Raw genomic sequence first — 11726 nt, 5'->3', positions numbered from 1 at the left:
CTCCTGGCCGCCGGAGCATCTTCCCTCTCCCCCTCCCTCTCCCATCAGGGGGGCGGGGCGATGGTGACGAGGACGCGCATGTCGGTGATGGCGCGGATGCCGTGGGGCGTGGCGATGGGGCAGGTGAGCACGTCGCCGGCCTTGGCCGGCAGCGTCGCGTCGTCCGCGCCCAGGAATTCCCCCTGGCCTTCCAGCACCACGATGGAGAGTTCCCCGTCCACGTCGTGGGAATGCACGGGCAGGCTCTGGCCGGCGCGGAAGTTGAAGTTGACGATGCGGAAATTGGGCGAATCGTGGACCCACAGGGTGCCGTGCCCCTTGTCCTTGAAGGGGCCTTCGGCGAGGACGTTGATGATCTTCATGGTGGCGACCTCCCGTTACGGGGCTGTTACAGGGAGTGCAGGCGGGGCGCGGGCGGCGCGTCGGCCGGTCCCATGGACACGATCTCGCCGCCGCGGCCGACCACCACGCGCGTGACGGGCACGGCCTTGCCCGAAGCGGTGACCGCAGTCGCGGCGATGCGCGCCATGCCGGCGCAGCAGGGCACTTCCATCTGGAGCACGGTGATGTCCGCGATGTCGTTTTGCCGGACGATCTCCGTCAGCTTTTCCACAGAGCTTGCGACGTCGTCGAACTTGGGGCAGCCGAGCAGGGCCACGCGGCCGGGCAGGAAGGCGCTGTGGAAGGCCGGGAAGGCCGGCGGCACGCAATCGGACGTGAGCAGCAGCCGCGCGCCCTTGAGAAACGGGGCCGTGGGCGGCACCAGGCGCAGCTTGACGGGCCAGTGGGAAAGCGCCGAGGCGGCGGTCGTGGCCTGGGCCGTGGGAACATTGGCCTGCTGGCAGGGCGAAAGCGTCATGGCCTGGGTCGAGGGGCAACCGCCGTGCTTGGCGGCGTGGGGCGTCTTGCCCGAGGCTGCCAGATGCGTCTCCACGGCCTTTTCGTCGAATTCCGGGGCCTCGCGTTCAATGATTTGCAACGCCCCGGTCGGGCAGTGGCCGATGCAGGCCCCCAGGCCGTCGCAGAAGTGGTCGGCCACGATCCTGGCCTTGCCGTCGATGATGGCGAGCGCCCCTTCGGCGCAGCCGGTGACGCACTGGCCGCAGCCGTTGCACAGCGACGCGTCGATTTCGATGATCTTGCGTTTCATGGCGAAATTCCTTGGTTGGCGGCCCGGCATGGGCCGGGCCGCCGGCAGTAAGGCGCGGCGCGCTAGCCGAGAATCGCCTTCAGGTCTTCCTCGGGCGTGCTGATGGGCTTGATGTCGTAGTTTTCCACCAGGAAGTTGAGGACGTTGGGGGTCAGGAACGCCGGGAGGGTGGGTCCCAGGCGCATGTTCTTGATGCCGAGGTGCAAAAGCGTGAGCAGGATGGCCACGGCTTTTTGCTCGTACCACGAAAGGACAAGGGACAGCGGCAGGTCGTTGACGCCGCAGTCGAAGGCCTTGGCCAGGGCCACGGCTACCTGGATGGCCGAGTAGGCGTCGTTGCACTGGCCCATGTCGAGCAGACGCGGGATGCCGCCGATGTCGCCGAGCTTCTTGTCGAAGAAGCGGAACTTGCCGCAGGCCAGCGTCAACACCACGGTGTCGGCCGGGGCCTTTTCCACGAACTCGGTGTAGTAGTTGCGACCGGGCTTGGCCCCGTCGCAGCCGGCCACCAGGAAGAAGTGGCGGATCTTGCCGGCCTTGACCGCGTCGATGACCGCGCCGGCGACGCCGAGCACCGCGTTTCTGGCGAACCCGGTCATGACCGTGCCCTTGTCCTCGTCGGCGGTAAATCCTGGCATGGCCAGCGCCTTTTCGATCACCGGGGCGAAGTCGCCGTTTTTCACGTGGACCGCGCCGGGCCAGCCGACCAGGCCAGTGGTGAAGATGTTGCCGAGGTAGCTCGCCGCCGGCTTCTGGATGCAGTTGGTGGTCATGAGGATCGCGCCGGGGAAGGCCGCGAATTCCTTGTGCTGGTTCTGCCAGGCCGTGCCGTAGTGGCCGAAAAAGTGCGGGTGCTTTTTGAGTTCCGGATAGCCGTGGGCGGGCAGCATCTCGCCGTGGGTGTAGATGTTGATGCCCTTGCCGGCGGTCTGCTCGAGCAGGACCTTCAGGTCCTTGAGGTCGTGGCCGGAGACCAGGATGGCCTTGCCGGCCTTGTGCCCGAGCGGCACCTCGGTCGGCACGGGATGGCCGTAGGCCCCGGTGTTGGCCGCGTCGAGCAGCTCCATGGTCCGCAGGTTCACTTCGCCGCACTTGAGCACGAGCCCGACCCACGCGCCGAGGTTCTTGTCCGTGGAGAAGGTGGCGGCCAGGCCTTCGTACAGGAAGTCGTACACGGCCGGGTCTTCCTGGCCGAGGATGGCGGCATGGTCGGCGTAGGCGGCCACGCCCTTGAGGCCGAAGAGCAGCGTATGCTTGAGGGAAAGGATGTCGGGGTCGGCTTCGGGGATGTCCTTGAGGCCGTGCTGGCCGCCCTGGGCGACGAGTCCGGCGAGATCCGCGGCCGGGCGGAAGGTGGCCGGGCCTTCGGGCAGTTTGGCGGCGAGGCCGGCGGCCAGGGCGTCGCGCTTGGCCACGGCTTCCTCGATCCAGGGCTTGAAGTCCGCCGGGTCGAAGTTGACGTTGGTGAGCGTGGTGAAAAGCGCCTTGGCGAAAAAGCGTCCCGTTTCGAGCGGCACGTCCTTGCCCGCGGCCCTGGTGGCCACGGCCGCCTGGCCCAGGCCCGTCAGGGCGTAGACGAGCAGATCCTGGAGGTCCGAGACCTCGGGTTTCTTGCCGCACACGCCGAGCTTGTCGCAACCGGTTCCCTTGGCCGTCTGTTCGCATTGGTAGCAAAACATATTCGTGTCCTCCTTGCAGGTTGATGACCGGGTATTCGTTTTCGTTGCTTCCGGGTCTACGCGGGCCGTGACCGGAACGGTTTGACCTAAGTCAAGAAGCGGCTTTTTTTTGAGCAGGCGCTTTGGAAGGGGGATTACCGACTATAGACCCTGTGCGTGGAAAAAGGTCAAGGCGTTGGGGAAGGCAAAAAGCGGCATGCGCGGCGTCGGGCGAAGCCTCGCCGGAAAAGGCGGGCAACGCCTCGGGAAAGGCCGCACGGCATATTTTGACGGAAATGTCGTTGGCGGGTCACCAGTTGCAATGCTGACTAGGTGTAAGATCGCCAATCCGCGTCGTTCGCGTTGTCGCGGGAAGGGATATTTTTTTGTATCTTTCGTTTCGCAAGAGTGTTCTCACTTGAGGCGCACGCGCATGTCGCTTGCCAGGAAAAAAATCGATGACTGGAATTTTGAGGCCGGTGGCGTTTTTCGAAATCTCGCAGGAGTAGGGGGTGGTATGTTCAACGTATTGAACTTGCGCAATAAAATTCTAATCCCTGTGACGGTGGTTTGCGCAGGGGTGTTCGCCGTCATCATGGCTGTTGTGCAAATGCAGATTCGGGAGAATGCCGATGTCGAGACGCAACGCCTGGGAAAGGAAATCAGCGCCCGTTATGCGGCAGTAGTTCAGGGGGAACTCGATGCGGCCATTGCAGCGGCCAAAACCCTTGCTGCGGCCGTGGCCAATGCGCAAGCCCAACCCAACCCGCAACGGGCCCCCGTGGTCGGCCTGTTGCACCGTACGCTTGAGGCGCTGCCCGATGTCTTCGGCGTCTGGACCGCCTGGGAGCCCGACGCCTTCGACGGCAAGGACAAGGAATTCGCCAACGCGGACGCGCTGCACGAGGCGTCTGGACGGTTTCTCCCCTACGTGATCCGGAGCGAGAGCGGCGTGCAGGAAACCCATACCTCCGCGCCCACCGCCGCGAGCCGCGACGCGGGGGAGAAATGGTACTGGAAGACCCTGGAAATCGGGAAGTTGCTGTTGGTGGAGCCCACGGAATACGAGGTGGCTGGCAAGAAGCGGATGATGGCCAGTGTGTGCGTGCCGATTCTGGGCAAAGGCAAGGGCGTGGCCGGGATCGACCTAAGCCTGGAGGGGTTGCAGCGCATCGCGGCGGGCGTGAAGATCTTCGATTCGGGCTACGGCGTGCTGCTGTCCAACACAGGGATGATCGTGGCTCATAAGGACAAGGATTACATCGGGAAACAGGCGGATGCGTTCTTGTCCGACAGCAACAGGGCGGCGGTTGCCAAGGCGCTCAAAGAGGGTGTGCCGGTTACGTTTTCTCAGAAGGCCAGCAGTTCCGGCCAAGAAATGCTTTACTGCATGACCCCGGTCGTCCTGGAGGGGGTCGAAGGCGCGTGGAGCTTTGTCGCCACCATACCCCGGGCGGCTATGCTCGAAAACGTCCGCGCCGTGCAGAAGGTGCTGTTCGTGCTGAGCGGTTGCGGCCTGGCGCTGCTCGTCGTGGCTGTTTTCTTCATCGCCCGGGTCATCGTCCGGCCCATCAGGGAAATGATGCAGGCGACGGAAGCCGTGGCAGCCGGCGACCTGGACCGTCCCATCGCATTGCGGCAGCGCGACGAGATCGGCAAGCTGGCCGACAGCCTGCGCACCATGGTGGCGAGCCTCAAGGCCAAGATCGCCGAGGCCGACGACAAGACGCGTCTGGCGGGCGAGGAGTCGAGCCGCGCGGCACAGGCCACCCGGGAGGCCGAGGAGGCCAAGGCCGCGGCCGAGCAGGCCATGGCCCAAGGCATGCTCCGGGCCGCGGGCAAGCTCGAACACGTGGTCGGCGTCATGGGCGCGGCCTCGGAGGAGCTTTCCGCACAGATCGAGCAGTCCACGCGCGGGGCCGAGGAACAGACCGCCCGGGTCGGCGAAACCGCCACGGCCATGGAGGAGATGACGGCCACCGTGCTCGAGATCGCCAAGAACGCCTCCTCGGCCTCGGACGCGGCAGACAAGACGCGGCGCGAGGCCGACGACGGCGCGAAGGTCGTCACCCAGGCCATCACGGGCATCGGCGACGCCCGGAAGCAGGCCCTTGCGCTCAAGGGCGACATGACGACCCTGGGACGCCAGGCCGAGGGCATCGGGCAGATTTTAAACGTCATTTCCGACATCGCCGACCAGACGAACCTGCTCGCGCTCAATGCCGCCATCGAGGCGGCCCGGGCCGGCGATGCCGGGCGGGGGTTCGCGGTCGTGGCCGACGAGGTCAGGAAGCTTGCGGAAAAGACCATGACCGCCACCAAGGAAGTCGGCGAGGCCATAAGCGCCGTGCAGGCCGGCACGCGCAAGAACATCGCCAACGTGGACGCCGCCGTGGAGAAGATCGAGGCGGCCACGACCCTGGCCGGCGAGTCCGGCGAGGCCCTTTCGCGCATCGTCTCCCTGGTGGAAGGCACTTCGAGCCAGGTCGCCTCCATCGCCACGGCGGCCGAGCAGCAGTCTGCCACCTGCGAGGAGATCAACCGCTCCATCGAGGGCATCAGCCGCGTGTCGGCCGAAACTTCGGACGCCATGCGCCAGTCGGCCCAGGCCATCGTCGAGCTTGCGGCACAGGCCCAGGAACTCGCGTCCCTGGTGGACAGCCTCAAGGAGGAGGCGGAGGCGTCCTCGCCCCGGGCGCTTTCCGCGTAACGGCACGGCGAATTTGTCCCGGCAAGGCGCGCGGGCGTCTTGCCGGGGCGCGTTTTCGGGCGGCCCCTGGGACCGCCGCAGGTGACGGCGGCGGGAAAATCGCGCAGGATGCGCCCCGCAAGGAGGCGTGATGAAAGTCCTGTGCGCGAACCCGCCCTGGTGGATCGAGGACCCCGACGCCATCTACGGCTCGGGACTGCTGGCCGGCGTGCGCGCCGGCTCGCGCTGGCCGTTCACCTCCACGGTGCGCTCAAAACCCGGCCAGTACCGCTTCGGCGACTACATTCCCTATCCGTTCTTCCTGGGCTCGGCCGCGTCCTACCTGGCCCGGGAGGCCGGCGTCGCGGTCTCGTTTCGCGACTCCATCGCGCTGCGCGAGGACTACGACAAGTTCTTCAAATACCTGGCGGACGGGAAATTCGATTACGTCGTCATCGAGTCCGCTTCGCCGAGCTGGAGCCACGACGCCGAGCTCATCGCGCATATCGTCGCGGAATATCCCCGCACCCGGGTGGTGGTCGCCGGCCCCATCGCCTCGCTTGGCGAAAAGCTCCTGGCCGAGCATCCCCTGCACGCCGTCATCCAGGGCGAATACGAAAAGGGGCTGGTCAAGGTCGTTCGCGGCGCAAGCGGGCTGATCGGCTACGACATCCTGACCGAGGCGGAGCTCAATGCCGCGCCCTACCCCTATTTCGACCCGCTGCATGCCAACAAGTACTGGGATTCCAACCCCAAGGGGCAGGTCTTTCCCCAGCTCCAGGTGCTCACCAGCCGGGGCTGTCCGTTCCGCTGCATCTTCTGCGTCTGGCCGGCGGTCATGTCCAACAACGACCCCGACGGCACGGGCGTGCGCCGGGTGCGCCAGCTTTCCGGCGACTACCTGGAGGGCATGCTCACCGAATTGATCGGCCGCTACGGCTACAAGAGCGTCTATTTCGACGACGATACCTTCAACCTGGGCGACCGCCACGTGCTCGAGGTCTGCGCGGTCATGGCGCGCCTGGGGCTGCCCTGGTCGGCCATGTGCCGGGCGGACACCATTGCCTGGGACACTTGGCGGGTCATGCGCGAAAGCGGCTGCTTCGGGGTGAAGATCGGCTTCGAGAGCGGCAATCAGTGGGTCGTGGACAACATCGTGCGCAAGAACCTCGACCTCGAAAAGGCGCGCGACGTGGTCTACCATTTGAAGGCCCTGGGCATGACCGTCCACGGCACCTTCACCGTGGGCCTGCCCGGCGAGACGCCCGAACAGATGGCCGACACGCGCCGCTACCGCGCCTCGTTGCCGCTCGACAGCTTCCAGGAATCGGGCACGGCCGAGATCGAGGGCTCGCCGCTGTCCACCCTGCGCCGCACGGGCAGCCTGGAGAAATACGCCGGCGCGAGCCTCGAGGGCTATGTGGCCGAGCGCGACGGCACGCGCAAGATGCGCCTGGTGGCGCTGCGCGACGCGGGCCTTGGCGAGGCGGAGCTGTGCCTGCGCCATGGCCGGCCGGCCGTGGCCGAATCCATCTGCCGCAACCTGCTCGACACCGGCGGCGAGGATGGAAAAGTCCTCGACCTGCTCGGCAGCATCGCCGTGCGGGCGCGCAAGTTCGACCTCGCGGTGCGCTTTTTCTCCCGGGCCATCGCCGCCGACGCCGCGTACGCCGCCCCCTGCCTGCACCTGGGCTACCTGTTGCGCGACCAGGGTCTTGCCGAGGAGGCGGCCTCGTGCCTGCGCCGGGCGCTGGCCCTCGATCCCGAATGCCTGGACGCCCGGCAGGCCCTCGTCGCCCTGGGCGCGGACCCGGACGACGGCGAAACGCCGGACGCCGCCACCCAGGCGTCCCTGGCCAGGTCGCTCGCCGCCGTGCCGGTCTCGTCCTGGGGCAGGACCCTGCGCCGGGCCATGGACACGGCCGATGCATCGCAACAGGCTGCCGTCGCCGGGGACGCCGCAGCGGACGGGAAATTCCCCCGCCTCATCGTCCTCGACCACGGCCTGCGTTTTCTGGCCGGCCACCATTTCGCCTACAACCTCGGCGTGCTCACCGAATGCGTGAAGCGCGGGCTTCCCGTGGAATTCTACGTCTACGCCGACTGCCAGCCCGAGGCGGTCAAGGTGCTGCGCGCGCGGGCCGTGCTCCAGCCCTCGCGCTACGATAGCCACTCCTCAGACCGCTACTGCTCGTGGCTGGAGGATTTCCTCATCGCCGGGAGCATCACCGAATTCAGTCTGTTCAAGAACCTGCGCGACCTCGACCCCTCGGACATCGTCTTCTGCCACACCGCCGACCCGAAGATCGTGCGCGGCATCGCGGCCTGGTACCTGGCCATGGACAAGGCGCGGCGGCCGCACCTGTGCCTCAAGTTCCAGAACCACTGCTTCCGCTTCGTGGCCAAGGACCAGCTGGCCCTGGCCCGCTCCATCTTCCGACTGGCGCTCAAGCCTTTCATCAACGAGCCCAAGGTCTGCTTCGCGGCGAGCAACAAGCTGATCGGCTCGCAGATCAAGCAGATGGCGGAAAAGCCGTGCCCGGTCTTTCCCGTGCCGCTACAACTGGAAGTGCCGCCCCGGCCGTACCGCAGCCGCGCCGAAAAGGGCGTGGTGCGCATCGGCTACGCCGGCGAGGGCCGGCTGGAGCAGGGCGTGGGCTTTTTGCCCGAGGTCATCGAGGCGATCCTGCCGGCCTATCCGGACGTGGTGTTCGAGGCGCAGTTCGCCTGCCGCTTCGTGGACGACGATACACTGGAGCGGCTGCGTTCCTTCGGCGACCGCGTGCGGGTGCACGAAAGCTGTTTTGTCGGCGACGACTTCCATAAGCTCATCGCCTCGTTCGACGCACTGCTTTTGCCGTACCAGCCCACGAGCTACGTCGAGCGTTCGTCGCAGATCGTCATCGAGGCCATCGCGCTCGGCGTGCCGCTCATCGTGCCCGTGGGCACGTCGCTCGCGCTCGAGGTCAAGCAGTTCGACTGCGGTTATTCGTTGATCCGCGGCTACGACGGGCTGTCGATCATCGAGGCTGTGGCGCATTTCATCGACAACCACGACGCCCTGGCCCGCAAATCCGCGGTCGCCGCGCCGCGCTGCGCCGCCTTCCATAAAGCCGAGACGCTCATCGACCTCTTGCTCAAATCCTGCGGCGTGCCCGTGCCGCAGACGACGCCGCGCCGGGAAGGGTAGGGCGCAAAGGAGAACCACGTATGCACGCCTGCGACAAATGTCCGCTGCGCCGGCTGGCGGAAAAACGGCCGGGATCGTTTCTCGCGCGCCTCTGGCGCTGGCACACGGGCTGGTGCCCGGGCTGGAAGCGCTACCAGAAGGCGCTTTCGCAAAAGGAAAACGCGTAGGCGTTCATATCCGCGCCACGCCGAGAAAGACGGCGTGCAGCGACACCACCAGCGTGAAATAGGCCGCGCGCGCCGCCTGCGGCGAGAGCCCCGGGAAACGGTAGCCCATGCTGCCGTGCGGGCAGGCCCCCACGCAGTCGCCGCATAGCGTACAGGAAAGCCCGGGCCGGCCGGCGGCCAGATCGGCCGGAGTGAGCGCCAAATAGCGGCAGGCCCGGGCGCAGCGGCCGCACGCGTCGCAGCCCGCGTCCATGCGCATGCGCCAGGGCGAGAGCTTCCCCAACACGTTGCCCACGAGCCCGATGGGGCAATACGCCGTGCAGTGGACCATGACCCCGGCCCTGCGCGACGCCGTGCCCATGATCCCCAGCCCGACGAGCCCGAAGGCGGCGGCCGCGATGACCGCCGTGGCCGTATCCGCGCCCGCGAGCCGCAGCCCGGCCGCGCCGCAGACGGCCAAAGCCAATGTCGCAACGCGAAGAAATGGCAACCGGCGCGGCAGGCGCTTGGGCGTTTTGCGGCCGAGCCGCGCGCAGGCGTCGTCCGCCGCGCCGATGTAGCACAGGTGGGAACACCAGCCCGGCCCCACGAGCAGCAGCGTCGTCAGGTACAGGAGCGGCATGAAATAGCCGCCGCCCCGGTAGATCGGCCCGGCCACGATCAGCGCCGGCACGGGCAGGTGCAGCGCTCCGGTCATGAGAAATATCGTGGCCCCGGCGAGCCCCAGGCCAAGTTGCGCGAAAAAGACCAGGGAAAAGAGCGCCCAGTAGCGGGAACGCAGCGCCCCCGTGCGCGGCGCGGCCAGCACGCGCCCGCTGAGCCAGGCGGCGTAGCCGCCGAGCAGCACGATTTCGAGCGCTCCCCAGCCGGGCAGGAAACGGTCGGCCAGCAGGATGGGAAACGCGACCTTGCCCCGCGCCAGGGCAAGTAGCCCGGCCGTCAGCCAGAACGCCGCCGCCTGGGGCACGGGTGTCTGCGGTCCCCGCCGGAAAAATTGCCGCGCACGGTCGGAAAAGCAGAAAAGCCCTCCCGCCAGACAGACGCCGACCACGCCCGCCATGATGGCGGTCAAACGCATGTATGGCAGCCCGGCCGCCAGCCGGAAGGCGAGCATGTCCCGGGCCGCCGCGGCGAGCGCCAGCCCCGCCAGCAGCACGGCCGGGCCGAGCACATACGGGGCGAACCGCCGCCTTGTCGGGATGAGCGCCGCGAGCGCAAGCGTTGCGGCGACAAGCCCCGCCTGCCCCAGGCGCAAGGCATGGGCCGCATAGAGGCCAAGCCCCAGGGCGAGGACGGTCAACCCGGCCCCGGTCATGGCCACACCCAGGCAGGGAGCCCCGGCTTGCCGGCCGGAAAGACGATGTCGCCGAAACGCAGCCCCGGCCGCAGTCCGTCCGCGCAGGCGCGCAGGCAGCGGCCGGCAAGGTTCAGGGCGCTTCGGGGCGCAAGCCGTTCCCGAAGCTCCACACCGAGCCGCGGCCGCCTCCCGAGCCGGCCGCCGAGCAGCGCGCGAATGAGCGTCGGTCCGGCCGCCATCGCGCCGGCAGGGCAGGCCGCAAGACAATGCCCGCAGCCGAGGCAGCGCGCGGCGTCGATCGCCGCCACGCCGTCCGTCCTGACGACGGCCCCGTCCGGACAAGCCGCCAGGCACGCGCCGCAGCCGGTGCAGGCCGCCGCTTCGACGCGCACGTCCACGGCCGCGACAAGCCCGAGGTCGGCCACATGGGGCCGCGCGCATCCGTTGGGGCAGGCGCAAAGACTGACACGAAACCGCTCGTGGTGGCGGGGTTCGCGCCCAAGGGCCGCATAGGCCCCGGGGGGCGGCGTCCGGGCCAGAAGCGCCGCAAGTTCCTCAGCGAAATCTCCGGGCAGGGCCACGGCGCGGGTGCAGCCGGACGGCTTCACGCCCCGGCAGCATTCCAGTATGTACGGGCTGTGCGGCATGGCGTCTCCTTGTCGCTCTGGCGTCGTGGGCATCGTGCGACGCCAGAACCCAACATGCCTTGACTTACGTCAAACCGGAAGGAACCCCATGGATAAAGTCCAGGCCGTGGCCGGCATCGGCCTCTTTACTGGGCTCGGCCAGCGCGAATGCGCCGCCCTGGCCGGCGTGGCCGAAACGCGGCGCTACGCCCGGGGCGAGGATATCTTCTTCGCCGGCGAACCCGCCCAGGGCTTCTTTTCCGTGGTCACGGGCAAGGTGCGCATCTACCAGAATTCGCTCGCCGGCAAGGAACATATCATCCACGTGTTCGGCCCGGGCGAGGTGTTCGCCGAAGTGGCCGTCTTCTCCGGCAGCGCCTACCCCGCCAACGCCCAGGCCCTGGAAGACGGCGAATACCTCTTCTTCCCGCGACAGCGTTTCCGCAAGCTCCTCGCCGAACAACCCGACCTGGCCATGGATATGCTCGGGCTGCTTTCCATGCGGCTGCGCCAACTGGTGCGCAAACTCGAAGACTTAAGCCTGCGCGAAGTGCCCGCGCGTCTCGCCGCCCACCTGCTGCTCCTGCAAGCCCAAAGCAAGAAAAAGCGCCTCACCCTGGACTTGCCCAAAGGACAACTCGCCGCCTACCTCGGCACCATCCCCGAAACCCTCTCCCGCGTGCTGCGCCGCTTCGGCGACGACGGCCTCATCGCCCTGTCCGGCAATACCCTGGAAATCCTCGACCCCGCCCGCCTGGAAACCCAGGCCGGCGTCGCGACAGGCGACGGGGATTCGGCATGGGGGACGGGAAAGGCGTGAGGACGGTAACGGTGACGGTGACGGGGACGGGGGGGGGGTGGGAGAAGATGCCTCCGGCGGCCAGGAGGGGATGATCCCCTCCTGGACCTCCCCGACGCGGGGGTGGGAAACGGGCGGGAGGACGGTCGG

9 protein-coding genes are annotated in these 11726 nt (G+C 67.5%); 4 read left to right on the top strand and 5 right to left on the bottom strand.

The window, feature by feature from the left end; all coding sequences use genetic code 11:
• Positions 1–44: 44 nt before the first annotated feature.
• The 3 genes from Q368_RS0117260 to hcp form a co-directional block, all read right to left on the bottom strand.
• Positions 45–362 (bottom strand): cupin domain-containing protein, encoded by a 318-nt coding sequence (locus tag Q368_RS0117260; protein WP_029460292.1) that lies wholly within the window; start codon positions 360–362, stop codon positions 45–47.
• 26 nt (positions 363–388) lie between these two features.
• Complete coding sequence (locus Q368_RS0117255; protein ID WP_043786327.1) at positions 389–1150, bottom strand: ATP-binding protein; 762 nt, start codon at positions 1148–1150, stop codon at positions 389–391.
• A gap of 62 nt (positions 1151–1212) precedes the next feature.
• The gene (gene hcp / locus Q368_RS0117250) at positions 1213–2829 is read right to left on the bottom strand and encodes a hydroxylamine reductase (RefSeq protein ID WP_029460290.1); all 1617 of its coding nucleotides are present in this window, start codon (positions 2827–2829) and stop codon (positions 1213–1215) included.
• Between the two features lie 574 nt (positions 2830–3403).
• On the opposite strand from hcp, the gene Q368_RS0117245 reads away from it, so the two are divergent.
• From Q368_RS0117245 to Q368_RS26685, 3 genes are all read left to right on the top strand, one after another.
• The gene (locus Q368_RS0117245) at positions 3404–5518 is read left to right on the top strand and encodes a methyl-accepting chemotaxis protein (RefSeq protein ID WP_245611381.1); all 2115 of its coding nucleotides are present in this window, start codon (positions 3404–3406) and stop codon (positions 5516–5518) included.
• A 130-nt stretch (positions 5519–5648) separates the two neighbouring features.
• Positions 5649–8687, top strand: coding sequence for a radical SAM protein (locus Q368_RS24880; protein ID WP_084158871.1), 3039 nt, complete (start codon positions 5649–5651; stop codon positions 8685–8687).
• 20 nt (positions 8688–8707) lie between these two features.
• Positions 8708–8854: a hypothetical protein gene (locus Q368_RS26685; RefSeq protein WP_169740607.1), complete on the top strand. Its 147-nt coding sequence runs from the start codon at positions 8708–8710 to the stop codon at positions 8852–8854.
• Between the two features lie 4 nt (positions 8855–8858).
• Here Q368_RS26685 and Q368_RS0117230 read toward each other — a convergent pair whose 3' ends face one another.
• The gene (locus Q368_RS0117230) at positions 8859–10169 is read right to left on the bottom strand and encodes a 4Fe-4S binding protein (RefSeq protein WP_029460287.1); all 1311 of its coding nucleotides are present in this window, start codon (positions 10167–10169) and stop codon (positions 8859–8861) included.
• Positions 10166–10798, bottom strand: a complete 633-nt coding sequence (locus Q368_RS0117225; RefSeq protein ID WP_029460286.1) for a 4Fe-4S dicluster domain-containing protein — start codon at positions 10796–10798, stop codon at positions 10166–10168. The genes Q368_RS0117230 and Q368_RS0117225 overlap by 4 nt, the downstream gene beginning before the upstream one ends.
• A gap of 88 nt (positions 10799–10886) precedes the next feature.
• Between Q368_RS0117225 and Q368_RS0117220 the strand changes: the two genes are divergently transcribed.
• Complete coding sequence (locus Q368_RS0117220) at positions 10887–11597, top strand: Crp/Fnr family transcriptional regulator (protein ID WP_029460285.1); 711 nt, start codon at positions 10887–10889, stop codon at positions 11595–11597.
• Positions 11598–11726 lie beyond the last annotated feature (129 nt).

The sequence above is a fragment of the Solidesulfovibrio alcoholivorans DSM 5433 genome, from assembly GCF_000702665.1.
GTDB classification, from domain to species: domain Bacteria; phylum Desulfobacterota; class Desulfovibrionia; order Desulfovibrionales; family Desulfovibrionaceae; genus Solidesulfovibrio; species Solidesulfovibrio alcoholivorans.
The sequence above is the reverse complement of the archived record's forward strand: the minus strand, read 5'-3'. Positions and strand labels throughout refer to the sequence as shown.

Coding starts and splice junctions, on each gene's coding strand:
- hcp (WP_029460290.1), bottom strand. CDS start 2,829: ATGTTTTGCTACCAATGCGAACAGACGGCCAAGGGAACCGGTTGCGAC.
- Q368_RS0117230 (WP_029460287.1), bottom strand. CDS start 10,169: ATGACCGGGGCCGGGTTGACCGTCCTCGCCCTGGGGCTTGGCCTCTAT.
- Q368_RS26685 (WP_169740607.1), top strand. CDS start 8,708: ATGCACGCCTGCGACAAATGTCCGCTGCGCCGGCTGGCGGAAAAACGG.
- Q368_RS0117220 (WP_029460285.1), top strand. CDS start 10,887: ATGGATAAAGTCCAGGCCGTGGCCGGCATCGGCCTCTTTACTGGGCTC.
- Q368_RS0117260 (WP_029460292.1), bottom strand. CDS start 362: ATGAAGATCATCAACGTCCTCGCCGAAGGCCCCTTCAAGGACAAGGGG.
- Q368_RS0117255 (WP_043786327.1), bottom strand. CDS start 1,150: ATGAAACGCAAGATCATCGAAATCGACGCGTCGCTGTGCAACGGCTGC.
- Q368_RS24880 (WP_084158871.1), top strand. CDS start 5,649: ATGAAAGTCCTGTGCGCGAACCCGCCCTGGTGGATCGAGGACCCCGAC.
- Q368_RS0117245 (WP_245611381.1), top strand. CDS start 3,404: ATGGCTGTTGTGCAAATGCAGATTCGGGAGAATGCCGATGTCGAGACG.
- Q368_RS0117225 (WP_029460286.1), bottom strand. CDS start 10,798: ATGCCGCACAGCCCGTACATACTGGAATGCTGCCGGGGCGTGAAGCCG.